The organism is Nocardia halotolerans (assembly GCF_042650145.1).
In the GTDB taxonomy this organism is placed as follows: Bacteria; Actinomycetota; Actinomycetes; order Mycobacteriales; family Mycobacteriaceae; genus Nocardia; species Nocardia halotolerans.
The window spans coordinates 99,271-118,004 of record NZ_JBHSDL010000030.1 but is presented as its reverse complement, the minus strand read 5'-3'; the positions used below and the strand labels follow the sequence as shown (position 1 = coordinate 118,004).

Annotated in this window: 20 protein-coding genes and 1 tRNA gene; 5 read left to right on the top strand and 16 right to left on the bottom strand. The window is 66.9% G+C overall.

The features are described from left to right. Positions 1 to 24: 24 nt before the first annotated feature. From ACFO5K_RS23935 to ACFO5K_RS23920, 4 genes are all read right to left on the bottom strand, one after another. Positions 25 to 231, bottom strand: a complete 207-nt coding sequence (locus ACFO5K_RS23935; RefSeq protein ID WP_378567297.1) for a hypothetical protein — start codon at positions 229 to 231, stop codon at positions 25 to 27. Between the two features lie 149 nt (positions 232 to 380). Continuing rightward, a tRNA-Thr gene (locus ACFO5K_RS23930) sits at positions 381 to 452 on the bottom strand. A 125-nt stretch (positions 453 to 577) separates the two neighbouring features. After that, positions 578 to 814 carry an MbtH family protein gene (locus tag ACFO5K_RS23925; protein WP_022565839.1) on the bottom strand — a complete coding sequence of 79 codons (237 nt, stop codon included), beginning with the start codon at positions 812 to 814 and terminating at the stop codon, positions 578 to 580. Positions 815 to 921: 107 nt separating this feature from the next. Further along, positions 922 to 1,755, bottom strand: coding sequence for an alpha/beta fold hydrolase (locus tag ACFO5K_RS23920; protein ID WP_378567294.1), 834 nt, complete (start codon positions 1,753 to 1,755; stop codon positions 922 to 924). A 170-nt stretch (positions 1,756 to 1,925) separates the two neighbouring features. On the opposite strand from ACFO5K_RS23920, the gene ACFO5K_RS23915 reads away from it, so the two are divergent. Further along, positions 1,926 to 2,084: a hypothetical protein gene (locus ACFO5K_RS23915; protein ID WP_378567291.1), complete on the top strand. Its 159-nt coding sequence runs from the start codon at positions 1,926 to 1,928 to the stop codon at positions 2,082 to 2,084. A 65-nt stretch (positions 2,085 to 2,149) separates the two neighbouring features. Beyond that, positions 2,150 to 3,691, top strand: coding sequence for an alpha,alpha-trehalose-phosphate synthase (UDP-forming) (locus ACFO5K_RS23910; RefSeq protein WP_378567288.1), 1,542 nt, complete (start codon positions 2,150 to 2,152; stop codon positions 3,689 to 3,691). Positions 3,692 to 3,734: 43 nt separating this feature from the next. Here the strand turns inward: ACFO5K_RS23910 and ACFO5K_RS23905 are convergent, their stop codons facing one another. From ACFO5K_RS23905 to ACFO5K_RS23850, 12 genes are all read right to left on the bottom strand, one after another. Continuing rightward, positions 3,735 to 4,223, bottom strand: coding sequence for a h domain protein (locus ACFO5K_RS23905; RefSeq protein WP_378567285.1), 489 nt, complete (start codon positions 4,221 to 4,223; stop codon positions 3,735 to 3,737). Continuing rightward, entirely contained in the window at positions 4,220 to 5,041 is an 822-nt protein-coding gene (locus ACFO5K_RS23900) for a hypothetical protein (RefSeq protein WP_378567282.1), read from the bottom strand. The genes ACFO5K_RS23905 and ACFO5K_RS23900 overlap by 4 nt, the downstream gene beginning before the upstream one ends. Further along, complete coding sequence (locus ACFO5K_RS23895; RefSeq protein ID WP_378567279.1) at positions 5,038 to 6,441, bottom strand: MCE family protein; 1,404 nt, start codon at positions 6,439 to 6,441, stop codon at positions 5,038 to 5,040. The genes ACFO5K_RS23900 and ACFO5K_RS23895 overlap by 4 nt, the downstream gene beginning before the upstream one ends. After that, positions 6,438 to 7,667, bottom strand: a complete 1,230-nt coding sequence (locus tag ACFO5K_RS23890; RefSeq protein ID WP_378567276.1) for an MCE family protein — start codon at positions 7,665 to 7,667, stop codon at positions 6,438 to 6,440. The genes ACFO5K_RS23895 and ACFO5K_RS23890 overlap by 4 nt, the downstream gene beginning before the upstream one ends. Next, positions 7,664 to 8,926 (bottom strand): MCE family protein, encoded by a 1,263-nt coding sequence (locus tag ACFO5K_RS23885; protein ID WP_378567274.1) that lies wholly within the window; start codon positions 8,924 to 8,926, stop codon positions 7,664 to 7,666. Before ACFO5K_RS23885 ends, ACFO5K_RS23890 begins: the two co-directional genes overlap by 4 nt. After that, the gene (locus tag ACFO5K_RS23880; RefSeq protein WP_378567271.1) at positions 8,923 to 9,990 is read right to left on the bottom strand and encodes an MCE family protein; all 1,068 of its coding nucleotides are present in this window, start codon (positions 9,988 to 9,990) and stop codon (positions 8,923 to 8,925) included. Before ACFO5K_RS23880 ends, ACFO5K_RS23885 begins: the two co-directional genes overlap by 4 nt. Next, entirely contained in the window at positions 9,983 to 11,011 is a 1,029-nt protein-coding gene (locus tag ACFO5K_RS23875; RefSeq protein ID WP_378567268.1) for an MCE family protein, read from the bottom strand. Before ACFO5K_RS23875 ends, ACFO5K_RS23880 begins: the two co-directional genes overlap by 8 nt. Beyond that, positions 11,008 to 12,210, bottom strand: coding sequence for an MCE family protein (locus ACFO5K_RS23870; protein ID WP_378567265.1), 1,203 nt, complete (start codon positions 12,208 to 12,210; stop codon positions 11,008 to 11,010). The genes ACFO5K_RS23875 and ACFO5K_RS23870 overlap by 4 nt, the downstream gene beginning before the upstream one ends. A 4-nt stretch (positions 12,211 to 12,214) precedes the next feature. Continuing rightward, positions 12,215 to 13,066 carry an MlaE family ABC transporter permease gene (locus ACFO5K_RS23865; RefSeq protein ID WP_378567262.1) on the bottom strand — a complete coding sequence of 284 codons (852 nt, stop codon included), beginning with the start codon at positions 13,064 to 13,066 and terminating at the stop codon, positions 12,215 to 12,217. Positions 13,067 to 13,071: 5 nt separating this feature from the next. Further along, positions 13,072 to 13,836 (bottom strand): MlaE family ABC transporter permease, encoded by a 765-nt coding sequence (locus tag ACFO5K_RS23860; protein ID WP_378567259.1) that lies wholly within the window; start codon positions 13,834 to 13,836, stop codon positions 13,072 to 13,074. 325 nt (positions 13,837 to 14,161) lie between these two features. Continuing rightward, on the bottom strand, positions 14,162 to 15,064 hold the full coding sequence (locus ACFO5K_RS23855) for a 3-oxoacyl-ACP reductase (RefSeq protein WP_378567256.1): 903 nt from the start codon (positions 15,062 to 15,064) through the stop codon (positions 14,162 to 14,164). A 43-nt stretch (positions 15,065 to 15,107) separates the two neighbouring features. After that, positions 15,108 to 15,296: a ferredoxin gene (locus tag ACFO5K_RS23850; RefSeq protein ID WP_378567253.1), complete on the bottom strand. Its 189-nt coding sequence runs from the start codon at positions 15,294 to 15,296 to the stop codon at positions 15,108 to 15,110. A 185-nt stretch (positions 15,297 to 15,481) separates the two neighbouring features. On the opposite strand from ACFO5K_RS23850, the gene ACFO5K_RS23845 reads away from it, so the two are divergent. The 3 genes from ACFO5K_RS23845 (at position 15,482) to ACFO5K_RS23835 (ending at position 18,683) form a co-directional block, all read left to right on the top strand. Further along, positions 15,482 to 16,675 carry an acyl-CoA dehydrogenase family protein gene (locus ACFO5K_RS23845; protein WP_378567250.1) on the top strand — a complete coding sequence of 398 codons (1,194 nt, stop codon included), beginning with the start codon at positions 15,482 to 15,484 and terminating at the stop codon, positions 16,673 to 16,675. 21 nt (positions 16,676 to 16,696) lie between these two features. Then, positions 16,697 to 17,788, top strand: coding sequence for an acyl-CoA dehydrogenase family protein (locus ACFO5K_RS23840; protein WP_378567247.1), 1,092 nt, complete (start codon positions 16,697 to 16,699; stop codon positions 17,786 to 17,788). Positions 17,789 to 17,900: 112 nt separating this feature from the next. After that, the gene (locus tag ACFO5K_RS23835; protein WP_378567244.1) at positions 17,901 to 18,683 is read left to right on the top strand and encodes a crotonase/enoyl-CoA hydratase family protein; all 783 of its coding nucleotides are present in this window, start codon (positions 17,901 to 17,903) and stop codon (positions 18,681 to 18,683) included. The last annotated feature ends 51 nt before the right edge of the window (positions 18,684 to 18,734 follow it).

Sequence of the window (18,734 nt, the reverse complement as noted above, 5' to 3'; positions counted from 1 at the left end):
TTTCCGCGGACAGATCTGACAGAGCTATCGCCAGGCAGGCTCGCGCTTCGCATAGTCCTCGTACGCGTGGCACAGACCGCCACAGACTTCGGCGGTGGTCTCGAACAGGGCTTGGGCCTTCGGATCGGACACGGTGCCGATATTGGTACGGGCCGCGGTGATCACCTCGGCGAGCAGCGACCGCAGCTGCTCGGCTTGTTCGGCCGGGGACCACTCGTTCTGTTCGCTCAACGTCATGCCCTTCGATCGGTGTCGAGGAGGTGAAACGAAAATCGAGCCGACACCAGTCTAGGACCACCATCGCCGATCCGGACCGAGCGCGCACGGACGAAATCAGGCCCGTCGCCCGCACGGGTGCGGACAACGGGCCTGATCTTGTGAGCCCCCTGTCAGGATTGAACTGACGACCTTCGCTTTACAAGAGCGGTGCTCTACCACTGAGCTAAGGAGGCGGGTTGGGCTTGCCCCGTAGGGCAGCGACCATCATAGCCGGGGACGTCCGCCGCGTGACACCGAGTTCGGTGTCACGCGGGGACGCACTCAGCGATGTCCCGGCGCAGTATCGAGAAGTTACTGCTCAGGACTGGGCGCGGGCCGCATCATCGGCGGCCATGGCGTCGCGCAGGCTCTTGGGACGCATGTCGGTCCAGTTCTTCTCGACGTACTCGACGCACGCGGCCCGGCTTTCTTCGCCGAAGACGACCCGCCAGCCCGCCGGGACCTCCGCGAACGCGGGCCACAGGGAGTGCTGCTCTTCATCGTTGACAAGAACGAAGAAGCGGCCGTCCTCGTCGTCGAAGGGGTTGGTGCTCATTTCACCTCACTGGATACTGGCGCTGTGTACGGGATCGCTGCGAGGCCGACAAGCCCCGAGCGTTGTGTCGACCCTAGCAAGGCATACGTTACGTGTAGGCGGTTACCTCACGCCGCGAAGAAATCCAGCAGGATCTTGTTGACCGCCTCGGGCCGTTCCAGGTAGCCGAAGTGGCCCGTGTCGGGGATTTCCTGGTACCGGGCCCCCGGGATGGCCTCGGCCACCTCACGCGACAGGTACGGCGGAATCATCCGGTCGTCGGCGAAACCGATCGCCAGGCAGGGCACCGTGATCGCGCGGTAGGCGGCCACGCGGTCGAACTCGTGGTCCATCGCCCGCTGGGCGCGGATACCGGGAGTGGCGGGTCCGCCGGTGAATTCGAACAGGTCGAGCCAGTCGCGGGCGGCGGCGGTGTCGGCCATGGTGGCGGGCGAGAGGTTCATCACCGCGGTGATGGCGGCCTCGAATTTGGCGGGCAGCTGCACCCCGGCGGCATCGAGGTCCTGTTCACCGGTGCCCAGGGTCTTCTGGAACTGGTCGAGGCGGCCGTGCCCGGCCATGAACACCGCCTTGCGGACCAGGTCGGGGCGGGCCAGCGCCAGCTCCTGGGCCACGCGCGCGCCCATCGAGGTGCCCGCGACGAGGGCAGGGCCCTCGTCGAGGAACTCGATCAGGGCGGCGGTGTCGGCCACCAGCTCCTCGATCCGGATACCGCCGACGCCCTCGTAGGACGGGGCGATGCCGCGATTGTCGAAGGTGCACACCCGGTAGCCGGCCGCGACCAGCGCGGGCACCTGGTGCAGTTCCCACACCCGGCCGGGTGAACCGGTGCCCATGATCAACACCACCAGCGGACCGCCGCCCTTGACGTCGGTGCCCTTGGTACGGTCGCCCTTGACCTGATAGTTCAGTGCGATGCCGTTCACCGTGGCCAGTGGCATGGGGGGACCCTTTCGGTGGAGTTGCGGTGGCGATTCAACGGTAACGGGCGCGCGCGCAGACCGCACCGGGGCGGGGTGGGCGACTCGGGAGTTCAGCGCTGGTGTACCGGCGCCCGATACTATTGACTACTCGCACGCAGAGCGTAGGAAAACCGGGAGGACGAACCACTATGGCCGCGAAGAGCAGCGCTAACGACATCGCCGACGACGAGCTCGCCCCGCTGGCCGACGAGACCGCTCACCAGGCCCAGCGCGTCGTCGCGGCGTATGCCGAAGACGCCGACGAGTGCCGGATGCTGCTGTCGATGCTCGGCATCGGACCCAGCTGACCCGACCCGGCGACCACAACCTCAAAGCGGAACCCTGCGACGCCAAAGGATGCGTGAGTGGACCAATGATCGATGAACAGTCCAACGACCGTCCGTCCGAGACCAGCGAATCCGGCGCGCCCGCACCCGGCGGTGCGGGCTCGGGATTCATCGTCGTCGCCAATCGGCTGCCGGTCGACCTCGAACGCCTGCCCGACGGCACCACCCGGTGGAAGCGCAGCCCCGGCGGGTTGGTGACCGCCCTGGAACCGGTATTGCGCAGCAACAAGGGCGCCTGGGTCGGCTGGGCCGGTGTACCCGATGTCGAGGTGGAGCCGATCATCGAGGACGGCCTGGAGCTGCATCCGGTGCCGTTGTCGTCGCAGGAGGTGGAGGACTACTACGAGGGGTTCTCCAACGGCACACTGTGGCCGCTGTACCACGACGTGATCGTGCGGCCGGTGTACGACCGGGCCTGGTGGGCGGCCTATGTGGAGGTCAACCGGCGTTTCGCCGAGGAGACCGCGAAAGTGGCGGCCGAGGGCGCCACGGTCTGGGTGCAGGACTACCAGCTGCAGTTGGTGCCCAAGATGCTGCGGATGCTGCGCCCCGACCTGACCATCGGATTCTTCCTGCACATCCCGTTCCCGCCGGTCGAGCTGTTCATGCAGATGCCGTGGCGCACCGAGATCGTCGAGGGCTTGCTCGGTGCCGACCTGATCGGCTTCCACCTGCCCGGTGGCGCCCAGAACTTCCTCTACCTGGCTCGCAGGTTGGCCGGTCAGCCCACCTCGCGCGGCACGATCGGGGTGCGGGCCAAGCTGGGTGTGGTGCAGGTGGGGTTCCGCACGGTCCGGGTGGGCGCGTTCCCGATCTCGATCGATTCCGCCGAGCTCGACGAGCACTCGCGGCGCCGTTCGGTGCGCGAACGCGCGGCCCAGATCCGCGCCGAGCTGGGCAATCCGAAGAACATCATGCTCGGCGTCGACCGCCTCGACTACACCAAGGGCATCGACATCCGGCTCAACGCGCTGTGGGAACTGCTCGAAGAGGGCCGCATCGACCCCGCCGACACGGTGATGGTGCAGCTGGCCACCCCGAGCCGCGAACGCGTGCAGAGCTACATCAAGATGCGCGGCGACATCGAACGCCAGGTGGGCCGGATCAACGGTGAGTTCGCGCGGGTGGGCTACCCGGTGGTGCACTACCTGCACCGCCCGATCCCCCGCGACGAACTGATCGCCTTCTTCATCGCCGCCGACGCCATGCTGGTGACTCCGCTGCGCGACGGCATGAACCTGGTGGCCAAGGAGTACGTGGCCTGCCACAGCGACCTCAACGGTGCCCTGGTGCTCAGTGAGTTCACCGGTGCCTCGGCGGAGCTGCGCCAGTCCTACCTGTGCAATCCGCACGATCTGGACAGCGTGAAGGACGCGATCATCGGCGCCCTCGAAGACGACCGCGACACCAAACGCCGCCGCATGCGTTCGATGCGACGGCAGGTGCTGACCCACGACGTGGAGCGGTGGGCACGGGCATTCCTCGACGCGCTGGCGCAGAGCGATGTCGCCGGGTCGGCGTTGATGAGCGACAGCAGCGAGGAAGACTACCGGGATTCGCAGGAGTAGCGCGTAGCGTCACCTCCCGGCCGGGAGGTGACGCTGTCCGCGATCAGACGGGCGTCACCTGCGACACCAGCCACCGGTCGTCGGTCTTGTCCAGCGCGACGCGCACCCGGCTGCCCGAGGTGGCGCCCTCCGGTGAATCCTTGCTGGTGGTCACCTGGTTCAGGAACAGCAGCACCACGGCGTGCTCTGGTTCGGCCGACACCACACCTTCGGCCTGGGTGGTCGCCTGGACCGTGAGCTGCTTTTCCTTGGCGCCCGGTGCGATGGCTTCCTTGATCAACCGCAGGTAGTCCTCGCGGAAGTCCGCGGTCAGGCCGTCGGCAGCCTTGGGCAGTTCGGTGTCGACGGTGGCCGGCTCGTAGGTGAACATGGCGCTGACGGTGCGACCGGCCGTGCTCATCGCATCACTGCGGGCCTGCTCGGTGCGGTCGTGCTGCCACAGCTGGTATCCGCTGATGCCGAGTACTGCCGCAGCGATCAGGCCGACGACCGCGAGGCTGCTGAAGACGATCTTTGCGCGTTTGCCGCTCATCCGACGAACTCCACTTTCGACACGGTCATTCCGGCGTCGGCGTTGGCCACCGTGACCCGGAAGCGATACTGCCGCGATTGTGGCTCGGGCGAACCCTTGTTGCTCACCGTCTGCTTCGCCGCCACCAGTACCTGCGCGGACTCGTCGTCGGCGGAGACGATGCCCGACTCCACCACGTCACCGGAGGACACCACGTTCGCCTCCTGGACGACGCCCATGAACGGTTCCACGCGACCGTCGAACTCGGCCTTGAAGTCGCCGGAGGCCACCGCCAGGATCCGGTCGATGTCCTCCTTGGCGGTTTCGGCGCGGATGGTGGTCAGGTTCAGCACCGCCTGCCGGGCGGTCTCGGTGTACTGGGCGCGCAGGTCCTCGTCCCGGTCGACCGAGTAGGCGCTGAAGGCGGCGAAACCGGCACCACCGACCAGGGCGAGCACGAGCACGACGGCGGCTGCGAGGGCGAAGATCCGGCCGCGTGCACGAGCGGGCGCGGGGTCGGCGGACTTGGTGAGATCGACCGGGGGCTCGCTCTCCGCAGCAGCGAGGTTCACCGTGGTGTCGGAAGACTTGACCGTCGCATCCGTCGACCGCACCGCCGTCTCGGCGAACTTCACCGTGGGGTCGGCGGGCCGCACCGTGTTCGCGGCCGCCGCACCGGTGCTGTCCTGAACACCTGCCTCGGCCCCGTTGACACCCGAGCCCGGCGATACAGGTTCGCTCTTACTGATGGTGACCGTTTCGGCCGCCGCGTCCTCAACCGGCGGGCCGGCCGAGCGCGCGGCCCGGCGGCGTGGGCGGCGGTTGTCGTTGTCGTTCATCGTTGCTGCTCCTCCAACATCGCCTGCCAGCTGGCCGGCACCGTGCCCGACCCGTCGGCGGCGATGTCGCCTTGGCGGTACGTGCGTCCGTCCGTGCCCAGATAGGTGCCGGTGGACGGATCATAGGGGCGCGCTGCGGCGGGGGTCACACCACCGGCCGCTGCGCCTGCCGGAGCCGAAGCCGGGGCGACCGGCTGCACCTCACCGAACGGCGGGTTGTTGCCTTGGGGCACATACCCGGTCCGGCACAGTTCGGGCGTGGGCGCCCGACGACCTGGATATTCCATGCACGGGGAGTTGCGGATGCCGCGCACCTCGATCGGCGAATCCTGGGGCACCTTGCAATAGAGCCCCTCGGGGGTGTCCATCGGGGTCAGCTCACTGGGTTGACGCCACTGCTCGGCGGGCAGGAACCCGGTGGTGCAGGCCGGCGGATCGTTGATCACCGTCATGAAGTCGACCATGACGCCGTACTCGGAAGGCCCGCGGATCACGGTCTGCAGGGCCGCGATCAAGGGCGGGAAGACGACCAGCAACTGTTCGACGCTGGGGTTGTACGTCACGCCCACCTGTCCGAGGCTCACCAGGTTACGAGTGAGCAGGGGCAGCGTCGGTCGCAGGTCCTGGAACTGCGTGTTCACGACCTCCATCGCGGACGGGCTGTTGTTCAACAGGTTGCGCAGCGTGGGATCGCTTTCGCGCAGCTGGTCGGTGAGCGTGGCCAGATCCGTTGTCCACGACCGGATGTCGGCAGCGGAGCGGGTCTGGGTGTCCAGCAGCGGACCGATCTGGTCGAGTAGCTTCTTGGTGGGCTCGACATCTTCCTCGGCCTGCTGGATGAGCAGGGCCGCGGAATCGATGAACCGTTGCAGGTCTGGCCCGGCGCCGTTGAACGCGAGGAACGCCTCGTCGATCACCTGACGCAGGCGGGTGTCGGCGACGCTGGCCAGCAGTTTGTCGGCCTGGTCGAGCATCGCCCCCACGTCCTGGGGCAGGTGGGTCCGCTCCACCGGGATCACCGAGCCGTCGTAGAGATTTCCGTCGGCGGGTTGCTCGCTGGGCACCAGGTCGACGTACTGCTCACCGATCGCCGAGACACTGCGCACCCAGGCGCGCGAGTCGCCGGGCACCTTGTAGTCGCTGTCGATCGATAGGTCGGCCTCGACGCCGGCGGGAGTGAGCCGCACCGCCTCGACCTTGCCGATGTTCTGCCCACGGTAGGAGACGTTGGCGGTGGGATAGAGCCCGCCGGTGGCGGCCAGCTGCACCGTGACCGCGTAGCGACCGATGCCGAGCATCGCCGGAACCTGCAGGTAACTGCCGCCCATCACCACCAGACCCACCACGGTGAGGACCGCGAAGATCACTAGCTGGGCACGCACGAACCGGGTGAGTTTCATCGACCCGCCCCTTCCTGACCGGGCAGCGGCACGGTGATACCGGGGATGGCGGGCAGGCCGGGAATCGGCGGCAGCCCGGGCACCGAGGGGGCCGGCGCCGGAACCGGAACCGGCGAGGCCAGCGGCGCCGTTGCCGGGTCGCCCGCGCCGGTGGCGGTGCTGGGCGCGAAGGAGCCGATCACGCCCTCGACACCGCCGAATCGGCCGCCGAGCGGAGTTCCGGTGAGCCAGTTGCTGTCGAGGCGCTTACCGGTCATGTCGACGGTGATGAACAAGTTCAGGTAGTCGCCCATGATCGCGTTGTCGATGTTCTTGATCGGAAACGGGAAGGTGGGCAGGATGCCCATCACAGCGACCAGATTGGTTCCGGTGTCGGCCAGCGTCCGCAATACCGGGCCGAGGGCGCGGATATTGGCCACCAGGTCGTCGCCGCTGGTCTGGATGAGCCGTTCGGTGACGTCACCGAGCTCACCCAGCCCGGTGATCGCGGCGGTGATGTTCGCTGTCCGGTCGGCCAAGGCGGTGAGCGCCGGGTGGATCTCCTCGATCGCCTGCGCGATCACCTCACGCTGGCCGGAGAGCTGTCCCGAGAGCCGATCCAGGCCCTCCATCGCGGCGATGATGCTGCCGGTCTGTCGATCCAGGCCCAGGGTCAGCTCGTTGAGCTGGGGCAGGAGATCGGCGATCTCGTCCTCGCGTCCACTGACCATGGCGTTCAATTCGGTGGTGATCGTCTCGAGCTGCGCGATACCGCCGCCGTTGAGCACCACCGACAGCGAGGACAGCACCTGCTCGGTGGTCGGGTAGGCACCCGCACGCTCGAGCGGGATGACGTCCCCGTCACTGAGCCGGCCCACCGGTTCGGCGGTGGTCGGCTCGTTCAGCTCCACATGATTGCTGCCGAGCAGACTGGTCTGACCGATCTTGGCCACCGTATTGGCGGGCAGTTGCACATTCGGGTTGAGCGAGACCGTCACCAAAGCGTGCCAGCCTTCGACCTCGATCCCGGTGACTGTGCCGACCTCGATGTCGTTCACCCGTACCGGCGAATTGCGGGTCAGGGTGGTGACATTGGGCATCTGGATCTGCACGGTGTAGGAACCGGGCATCCGGCCTTCCGAGCCCGGCATCGGCAGGGAGTTGAGACCGTCCCACTGACAACCGGTGGTGCCGAGCGCCACGGCGACACCGAGCGCCATCGTGGCGAGTACGCGTTGCCGTCTCATCGCTGTCCTCCTGGAACCGCAAGACCGGCCAGCCCTTCGGGCACGGTGATCGGGGCAGCCGCAGGGGGCTGGTTCTGCGGGACTTCACCCGCCAGGCTCGGCGGGCTGTACACCAGCTGCTCGGGGAAGGCCGTCACGCTGCTGGCCGGGTTGAGCATGATCGGCGCGTAGTTCATCGCCAGCGAGCTGATCACCGGCGCCAGGAACTCCGCGCACAGGTCCGCGGATTTGTCGGAGTTGTTGTGCTCGAGCGCCCGGATGGAACCGCACAGGAACGAGAGGGGGTTGGCGGTGTTGTTCAGCGCGACCGCACCGGTGAGCGAGCCCTGGGCGGGTTTGTAGATCTGATAAAAGTTCACCAGCGCGGTCGGAGCGCCGTGCAACACCCGTTCGATCTGGGGCCGCTTGTCGACCAGGGTCTGGGTCACGTCGGCGAGGCGTTCGACACCTTCGGTCAATTCGCCACCGCTGCCCTCGAGAAACCGCTTCACATCGGCGAGCGCGATATCGAGACTGTCCAAGCCGGCGCCCAGTTCTTCCGAGGCCCCGGCCAGCACCGAGGACACCGATGCCAGGCGGCCACTGAACTGCACGATCTGCTCGTTGCTCGCCGCGAGTACCTCGACGAATTTCTGCAGGTTGCGGATGGTGCCGAACAGGTCGTTTCGCCCGTCGGAAAGGGTTGTCATGGTCGCCGACAATTCGCGCAGGGTCTCACGGAATTTCTGCCCGTTGCCGTCGAGGTTCTCGGCCGCGGTATCGACGAACCGGCCGAAGGAACCCTTTTCGTCCTCACCGACCGGCCCGAGAGCCGCGGACAGCTCAGTCAGTTCGGCCTTGATCTCGTCCCATTCCACCGGCACCGCGGTGCGTTCGAGCGGGATCTGCGCGCCGTCGGCCAGTTTCGGGCCGCCGCTGTATGCGGGGGCAAGTTGCACGAACCGGGCCGAGACCAGCGAGGGCGCGATGATCACCGCACGGGCGTCGGCGGGTAGATCGACAGCGCTGTCGATACTCATCTGCACCCGAGACTGTCCCTGCCCCGGTTCGATCGAGTCGATGCTGCCGACGGTGACGCCGAGCACGCGCACCTCGTCGCCCTCGTACAGACCGGTGGTGGAGGTGAACGCAGCGGTGACCGTGTTCTTTCCGACTCCGGTGACGAGGTAGACACACAGGGCCACCAGCGCCGCGATCACCACCACCGCCACCGCGATCGTCCAGCGCGGGAAGCCGCGCGCTTTTTGTGCCAGGCTCATCGCGGCGGATCCTCCTGAGCGGGACCGATGTAGGGCGGGGTCGGATGGGTGAAGATGTCGATCATGTCCTGCGGCAGTTGTTCGGGCCAGACCAGCGCGTCGACGAGCGGGCGCAGTTCGGTACTGGTCGCGTTCACCACGTAGGCGTTGAACCAGGGACCGTTGCCCACCTGCTCACCGAGCGCGGCGGCGTAGGGGCCGAGACCGTCGAGGGCAGCGTTGAGGTTCTGCTCATTGCGCTGGAGCAGGGCCAGCACCGAATTCAGGCGATCCAGCACCGGTTGCATCTGTGGCTCGTTGTCGGCGACCAGGCCCGAGAGCTGCCTGGCCACATCGTCGATATAGACGACGAGCTGGTTGATCGCGGCCCGGCGCCGGTCGAGCTCGCCGAGCAGCTCGTTGCCGTCGATGAGCAAGGTGTTGAGCTGGGTGCTGCGGTCGGCGAGGATCTTGGTGACGTTCTGCGCGCGGGCCAGCAGATCGGTCAGCGCCTGATCGCGCACATTGATGCTGCGCGAGAGCGCGGTGACGCCGTCGAGCGCGTTGCGCAACGGGCCGGGGGTGTCGGCGAAGGCCGCCGACAGCGTGTCGAGGGTCTGGTCGACTTTTTCCAGGTCCAGGTCGCGCACGGTGCCACCCAGATCGCTGAGCGCCTCGTTGAGCGAGTAGGGCGAGGTGGTGCGCGCGACCGGGATGGTGTCGCGGGCGCTGATCGAACCCGGCCCGTCGGGCACCACGTCCAGCGACTTGCGACCGAGCACGGTGTTCGTCTTGATCGCGGCGGTCGTCTTCTCGCCCAGCACGATCGACTCGTCGAGGTTGAACTGGACCAGCACCTTGTCGCCGTCGAGCGAGACCTCGTCCACCTGACCGGAGCGCACTCCGGCCACATGCACCGGGTCACCCGGCACCAGCCCGCCCGCGTCGACGAAATTCGCGGAGTAGGTCGCGCCGGAACGGATGAAGGGCAGCTCGGTGAACTGCAGGGTGGCGAGCGAGATGGTGATGACCACGACGATGCCGACGATGCCGATCGTCGCCGTAGACGACTTGTTCTCATTCATTGGGCGTGCACCTTCCGGTCGCCTGCAGACCCGGCATGTGCACTTCCATCGGCTGGCCGTCGGGTCCGTCGATCAGGAAGTTGGTACCGCAGATGTAGAGCTGTAGGAAGGAGCCGTAGGCGCCGATCCGAATGAGCTTCTTGTAGGTCTCGGGCAGCTTTCCGAGCACCCACTCGATGTGGTCGGAACCCTCGTCGAGATTGGTGGCGAGCCTGCCGGTCTGCTCGATGGTGTTGCGCAGATCGGGGCGGGCTTGCACGAGCAGGTCGTTGACTTCCTTGGTCGCCCCGGCGATGCGAGGCAGCGCGGCGCCGATCGGGTCGCGCTGCGCGGACAGGTCACTGACCAGGCGTTGCAGTTCGTCGATGGTGGTGGCGAATTGGTCGCCTCGGTCATCGATGGTGGCCAGCACCGAGTTCAGGTTGTCGATCACGCTGCCGATCAGGGCGTCGCGGTCCGAGAGTGTCTTGGCGAAGCTGCCGCCGCTGTTGAGCAATGACACGAGCGTGCCGCCCTGCCCCTGGAAGATCTGCAACAGCGCCGCGGTGAGGTCGTTGACCTGGTCGGGGTCGAGTCCGCGCAGCAATGGCTTGAAGCCACCGAGCAGCAGGTCCAAGTCCAGCGCGGGAGTGGTCTGCTCGAGGCCGATGGTGTCGCCGTCGGCGAGCCGCCGGGCCGAACCCGGGCCCTCGAGCAGCTCCAGGTAGCGATCACCGACGAGGTTCTCGTATTTGATCGCCGCACGGGTGCTGGCCAGTACCGCGTATTTGCGGTCCACGTCGAACTCGACGTGGGCGAGGTTGTTCTCGCCCACCGCCACCGAGGTCACCGAACCCACGGGCACCCCGGCGATGCGCACCTTGGCGCCGGGCAGCATGCCCGAGGAGCTGGTGAACACCGCGTGATAGCCGGTCTCGCTCGCGAATCGCGCCTGGCTCAACACGATCGCCAGTCCGGCGAACACCAGCGTCATCACCACGGTGAAGATCGCCAGTTTGATCATCGTCGGGGTGTTTTTCACCGCGTAACTCCCGGCATTCCGTCCAGCAACAGCTGGAAAACCTTTGGTACGCCGTTGAACTCGGGCGAACCGGTACGCGGCGTATACGGTGCGCCTTCGTTGGTATCGGTTACCACGTAGTCGGCGTGGCTTTCCGGAACCCGGTCGACCACGCCCTCACAGTGCGGGCCACCGGTGGCGTTCACCTTGGGCAGGTCCTCGGGGTAGGTGTAGGGCTTGGCACCGAACATGAAGTTGGTGTTCATACCGACACCGGGTAGCAGGCCGCCGAACATGTCCTCGGCGATCGGCATCAATGGGCCGAGGCCGTTGACGACGCACCCCAGCGCTTCCCGGTAGTCGTAGAGCAGCTCGGTCGTGGGCCGCAGCAGGTCCAGCGCGGTCACCACCTGGTTCTCGTTCTCGCGCAGCACCGAGCCGACGGTGTCGGACAGGCCGATCACATTCACCAGTACGTTGTCGAGCTGACCCTGCATCTCGGCGAGGGTCTGCGAGGTGACGGTCGCGTTGTCGACGGTGCGAAGCAGCGGGTCGGCGACCTCGGCGTAGAGGTCGGTCACCGCGGCGGTCTTGTCCAGGTCGGCTTGCAGCGTCGGCAGGTACGGGTTGATCTCGCGCAGATAGCGATCCGAGCGGACCAGCAGGTCGCCGAGCTTGTCGCCGCGGCCTTCCAGGGCGGTACCAAGCGCGGCGAGTGTCGCGTTGAGTTTCTCCGGCTCCACCTGGGCGAGCACATCGGACAGGTGCTGGAACAGCGTGTTGAACTCGACGGTCACCGCGCTCGCCGAGACGGTGCTGCCCGGGGCGAGTGCGGCGGTGGTCGGCTGTTCCGGTAAGACGAAGTTCACGTACTTGGCGCCGAACACCGTGGTCGAGCGGATGTCGACACCGGCGTTGGCGGGCACCAGCGCGAGCTGGTCGGGGTCTACTTCGAGCCGCAACTGGGCGCCGTCGTCGTACAGCTCGATGTCGGCGACCCGGCCGATCTCGACGCCGCGCACCTTCACCTTGGCGTCTGGGTCGAGCACCAGACCGCTGCGTGGCGCGTTGACCAGCACCACGGCGGTGTTGGTGAACGCGCCCTGGAACAGCGCGATGGCGAGGGACGCGGCGGCGACCAGCAAGCCGACGAGGGCGAGCGCCGCGAGCTTGCGCCCGAGCCCGCCGTGCAGTGCGGCAACGATCCGTGAGGTGTCCATACCGCTATCCCGAGAGGTGGAAGTTGCCGGAGGTGCCATAGATGGCCAGGGAGATCAGCAGCGTCACCGTGACCACCGCGACCAGTGAGGCCCGCACCGCGTTGCCCACCGCCACGCCGACGCCGACCGGGCCGCCCGCGGCGTGGAAGCCGTAGTAGGTGTGGATCAGCATCACGGCCAACGCCATCACCATGGCCTGCGCGAACGACCACAGGATGTCGCTGGGGATGAGGAAGGTCGAGAAGTAGTGGTCGTAGACGCCGGCCGACTGCCCGTAGATCACCACTGTCGCGAAGCGGCTGGCGATGAAGGAGGCGATCACCGCGAGCGCGTAGAGCGGGACGATCGCGATCATGCCCGCCAGCACCCTGGTTCCGACCAGGAACGGCACCGGCCGGATCGCCATCGATTCCAGCGCGTCGATCTCTTCGGCCACCCGCATCGCGCCGAGCTGGGCGGTGGCGCCGGCCCCGATGGTGGCGGCCAACCCGATACCGGAGATCACCGGCGCCGCGATACGCACGTTGATGAAAGCGGCGAAGAAGCCGGTGAGCGCCTCGACACCGATATTGCCGAGCGAGCTGTAGCCCTGCACCGCGATGGTGCCGCCCGCCATCAAGGTCAGGAAGCCGACGATCACCACGGTGCCGCCGATCACCGCCAGCGCGCCACTGCCCATGCTGATCTCGGCGATGAGCCGGATGGTCTCGGTGCGGTAGTGCATCATCGCGCGTGGCACCGAACCGATTGCCTTGACGAAAAAGATCGCCTTGTCGCCCAGGGAATCCAACGATTTCGAGACTCGATCGAAACGCCGGACCGCCCGGGGGAATCTGCTGCGTACTACGAATGCCATCGTGGTCACCGCACCGTGAATTTCAGGCCGATGGCGGTGACGACAACATTCACCACGAACAGCGCCATGAAGGCGAATACGACGGTTTGGTTCACCGCGTCACCGACACTCTTGGGTCCGCCTTTTACCTGTAACCCGAGATAGCAGGCGACAAGTCCGGCGATCATTCCGAACAGGCCGGCCTTGATCTCGGAGATGATCAGCTCGGGGAAATTCGTCAGCAGCGGAATGCCGTTCACGAACGCACCGGGATTCACCCCCTGCAGAAAGACCGAGAACACGAAGCCGCCGACGATACCGACGGTGCAGACCAGGCTGTTGAGCATCAGCGCTACGAACATCGAGGCGAGCACGCGTGGCACCACCAGCCGGCTGACCGGGTCGATGCCGAGCACTTTCATCGCGTCGATCTCTTCGCGAATGGTGCGTGCGCCGAGGTCGGCGCAGATCGCGGTGGCGCCCGCGCCCGCCACGATCAGCACCGTGACGATCGGGCCCACCTGGGTGACGGCACCGAACGCGGCGGCCGCGCCGCTGAGGTCGGCGGCGCCGATCTCACGCAACAAGATGTTGAGGGTGAAGACCACCAGCACCGTGAACGGGATGGCCACCAACAGTGTCGGCAGGATCGAGACGCGGGCGACGAACCATGACTGGTCGACGAACTCGCGCCATTGGAACGGGCGGCGGAAAGCGGCGCGAGCCACTTCCGCGCCGAGTTCGAAGAAACCGCCGACCGCCCGCAACGGGACAGCAAGGAGGTTGTTCATGCACCGTCCTCCTTATTCGACGGGCGGGCCGCTGTGCCCGCGCTCACGTCATCCACCGCTACCTCGATCTACAGACTGTCCAAAGACTAGAACATGTTCTCGATAATGTCTGCCGTTTCAGGCGACTCTGACCAGGACTTTTTCTTGCCATTTCGGGTCAAAACTGAAACGACGCCTGATCGCTTCGAACCACCCTTCTGTGAGCCGTCGCACACCCCAACGCTCATGTCTACCAACAGCTGGACCGTTGATCAACAGATCGTCCCGGCCAGCCGCGAAGGAATGTGCGGCCAGCCACCACCGGGCAAACCACCGGTGTGGCGAATCAGCCCAGATCGCGTAGTGCGCGAGCCGAGAAAGTGTGCTCGGCGGGGCGGTCGGCGAAATAGCTGTGCAGCGTTTCAGCGAGGTCGGAATCCGACCATTCGGCGCCGTCGGCGTCGAAACGCTGCTCGACCGTCGGCGCCGCCATCAGCGCGACCATCGGTCCGTAGACCACGAATACCTGACCGCTCACCGCGTCGGCCGCGGGCGAAGCCAGGTAGGCCACCAGCTTGGCGACATGCTCGGGCGCCAACGGGTCGACGGTGCCGTCGGGGGCAGCGTCGAAGACCGCCTCGGTCATCGCCGTCCTGGCCCGCGGGCAGATCGCGTTGGCGCGCACGCCGTAGCGCGAGAGCCCACGTGCCGCCGACAGCGTGAGCGCGGTGATCCCCGCCTTGGCCGCACCGTAGTTCGCCTGACCCTCCGGCCCGAGCAGACCGGCCTCCGACGAGGTGTTGATCAGTCGCCCGTACACCGGCGCGCCGGCCGCTTTCGACGTCGCGCGCCAGTACGCGGCGGCATTACGCGACAACAGGAAATGGCCGCGCAGATGGACCGCGAGCACCGCGTCCCAGTCCTCGTCGGACATATTGAAAAGCATGCGGTCGCGGGTGATACCGGCATTGTTGACGACGATGTCGAGACCACCGAGGGATTCCTGCGCGGTGGTGATGAGCGCGTCGGCGGTCGCGCGTTCGGCGATGCTGCCACCCACGAATTCGGCCTTGCCGCCGAGCGCGCGGATCGCGGCGATGGTGTCGGCGGCCGCGTCCTCGGTGAGGTCGTTGACGACCACCGCCGCGCCCGCCGTGGCCAGCGCCAGCGCCTCGGCGCGGCCCAGTCCGGCACCCGCGCCGGTCACGATGGCGACCCGGCCCTCCAGTGAAATCTGCGTCACACTCATCGGGCCGACTCTAGAACGTGTTTCACCTTTCGACAAGAGCTGATCACGCCAGCCTCAGCGCGGCCTTCGGACACTGCGCCACAGCCTCCTCGGCGTCGGCGACGCGATCGGGACCAACGTCGCCCTCGGCGACGATCAGCTGATCGTCATCCGTGAGTTCGAACATGTCAGGGGCAATTCCGACACAGACGCCGTTCGCTTCACACCGATCGAAATCGACGATGATCTTCATGAGAACTTCCTTCCACACGGTCTCGGCGAGACTAACTCAGACAGCGGGGTCCGCGGAGCGAAACCGGCGCCTGATGAAGGTCAATACTGGAACATGTTCCAGTGCGTGTGCAATGATCGGTTTCGGCGGGGCTCATTCCCTGCGCCCCGCCACCGTCCTTTCAGCTCGAACCCGAGGTAGGAAGCATGCGCGTCGCGTACACGCCGCAACAGGAGCAACTACGCGCCGAGCTGCGCGAGTATTTCGCCCGGTTGATGACACCCGAACGCCGTACGGCGCTGAGCATGCAGACCGGCGAGTACGGCGCGGGCAACGTCTACCGCGAAGTCGTGCGCGAGATGGGCCGCGACGGCTGGCTCACGCTGAGCTGGCCCGCCGAATACGGCGGCCAGGACCGCACCACGATGGACCAGCTGATCTTCGTCGAGGAAGCGGCCGTCGCGGGCGCGCCCGTCCCGTTCCTCACGCTCAACTCCGTGGCGCCGACAATCATGCAGTACGGCACCGAAGAGCAGAAGAAGTTCTTCCTGCCGCGCATCGCCGCGGGCGAATTGCATTTCGCGATCGGCTATTCCGAACCCGGCGCCGGCACCGACCTCGCCTCACTGCGCACCACCGCGGTGCGCGACGGCGACGACTTCGTGATCAACGGCCAGAAGATGTGGACCAGCCTCATCGCCTACGCCGACTACATCTGGCTGGCCGCGCGCACCGACCCCGGCGCCAAGAAGCACAAGGGCATCAGCATGTTCATCGTGCCCACCGACGCGGACGGCTTCTCCTGGACGCCGGTGCACACGATGGCCGGGCCCGACACCAGCGCCACCTACTACCAGGACCTGCGCGTACCCGCCTCCTCGATGGTGGGGCCGGAGAACGGCGGCTGGTCGCTGATCACCAATCAGCTCAACCACGAACGAGTCGCGTTGACCTCGGCGGGCCCGCTGGCGCTCGCGGTGACACAGACCGTGGCGTGGGCACGCGACACCGAACTGCCCGACGGCCGCCGGGTGATCGACCAGGAATGGGCCAAGCTCAACCTGGCGCGCGTGCACGCCAAGGTCGAGTACCTCAAGCTGCTGAACTGGGAAATCGCCAGCCGCGCCGATCAAGGCGGTGACGCGGCGCCGAAACCATGGGATGCCTCGGCGTGCAAGGTCTACGGCACCGAACTGGCCACCGAGGCCTACCGGCTGCTGATGGAAGTCGTCGGCCCGCACGCCTACCTGCGCCAGGACTCCCCCGGCGCCGAGTTGCTCGGCCGACTCGAGCGGATGCACCGGGCCGCCCTGATCCTCACCTTCGGCGGCGGCACCAACGAGGTACAGCGCGACATCATCGCGATGACCGCCCTGCGCCAGCCCGCCTCCGCCCGCTGATCCGAAAGCCGGTACTCCATCATGGATTTCACCCCCACTGAAGCCCAGCTCGATCTCGCCCGGCTCACCGGCGAGATCTGCGCCAAACTCGTCACCGCCGACCGCCTACGCGAACTCGACACCGCGGGGCGCTTCGACGAGCAACTGTGGAAGGCACTGGCCGAGACCGGCGTACTCGCCGCTGCCCTGCCGGAAGAATTGGGCGGCAGCGCTTTTGGTGCCCTCGAGCAGACCGCGATCCTGCGTGAGCTCGGCCGCTGTGTGGCAGCGGTGCCCTATCTGTGGTCGGTCGTCCTCGGTGCAGGTGCGCTGGCGAAGTTCGGCGACCAGGCGCAGCAGGCGCTGGCCGGGCGAGCGGGCACCGGTGCGGTGGTACTCACCGCCGCGCTGGCCGAACCGCTGCGTGACACGACCGGTGCGCCCGGCATCATCGCCCAGGGCCCGGCGTGGACGTTGACCGGTGTCGCGACGACCGTGCCCTACGCCGACCGCGCCGAACGGATCCTGGTGCCCGCCACCATTTCCGGACGCACTGCTGTCTTCCTGGTCGACCCCGCGCACAGCTCGGTCACCCGCACCGCGCAGCAGGTCGTCGACCTGTCGCCGGAATTCCTCGTCGAATTCACCGACACCCCGGCCGAACTGGTCGGCACGGTGGAATCCGGGGCCGACATCCTCACCTGGCTGCGTGAACAAGCGTGGCTGGGACTGTCGGCCATGCAACTCGGCACCCTCGAACGCGCCGTCGAACTCACCGCCGAACACACCCGCACCCGCGAACAGTTCGGCAAGCCCCTCGGTGCTTTCCAAGCGGTGGCCCAGCGCCTGGCCGACGCCTACATCGATATCGGCGGCCTACGCCTCACCGTGACCCAGGCGGCCTGGCGGGTCTCGGAAGACCTCCCGACCGCCGAGGCCGTGCACACCGCCAAGTTCTGGGCTGCCGAAGCGGGACACAAGGTGGCCCACACCGCCGTCCATATCCACGGCGGCCTCGGCATCGACCGAGACCACACCCTCCACAACTACTTCACCGCCGCCAAGCATCACGAATTCGCTCTCGGTGGCACCACCGCGCATCTGCTGGCTCTCGGCACGGAACTGGCAAGCTGAACCGCTGCACATCGGCTGCGCCGTAGCTCACGGTACCAAAACTAGAACGTGTTACATTTTTAAGTAATGGGCCTGCGCCCGATCACAGCGCTCGAACGTCAGGAGATCTCGGATGTCCCACTGCCTGGTCGAAAAACGCGACCATGTCCTCATCGTCACCATGAACCGGCCCGAGGCGCGCAACGCGCTCTCGGCCGAGATGATGGCGATCATGCGCGACGCCTGGGACCAGGTGGACAGCGATCCCGACATCCGCGTCGCGATCCTCACCGGAGCCGGTGGCTCCTTCTGCGCGGGCGCCGACCTGAAGGCGATGACCGCTCAGCACCCCGGTGATTCGTTCAAAGGCGGCGGCTGGGATCTGTCCCGCATCGACGCGCTGCTCAAGGGCCGCAGGCTCACCAAGCCGCTGATCGCCGCCGTCGAGGGCCCCGCCATCGCGGGTGGCACCGAAATCCTGCAGGGCACCGACATCCGGGTGGCCGGCGAGAGCGCCAAATTCGGCGTCTCCGAACCCCGCTGGGGCCTGTTCCCACTCGGCGGCTCCGCCGTCCGCCTCACCCGCCAGATCCCCTACACCGTCGCCGCCGACCTCCTGCTCACCGGCCGCCACGTCAAGGCAGCCGAGGCCAAGGAGATCGGCCTCATCGGCCACGTGGTCCCCGACGGCACCGCCCTGGACAAGGCCATCGAACTGGCCACCATGATCGCCGCCAACGGCCCCCTCGCCGTCCAAGCGATCCTGAAGACCATCCGCGACACCGAAGGCATGCACGAAAACGACGCCTTCAAGGTGGACGCCGAACTCGGCGCCGCAGTCTTCAAGTCCGCCGACGCCAAGGAAGGCCCCAAAGCCTTCGCCGAAAAGCGCAAGCCCACTTTCACCGGTTCGTAGCCGGTGGCGCACCGCCCGGGTGCGCCACCGCCCGCACCCGGTCACAAGCTG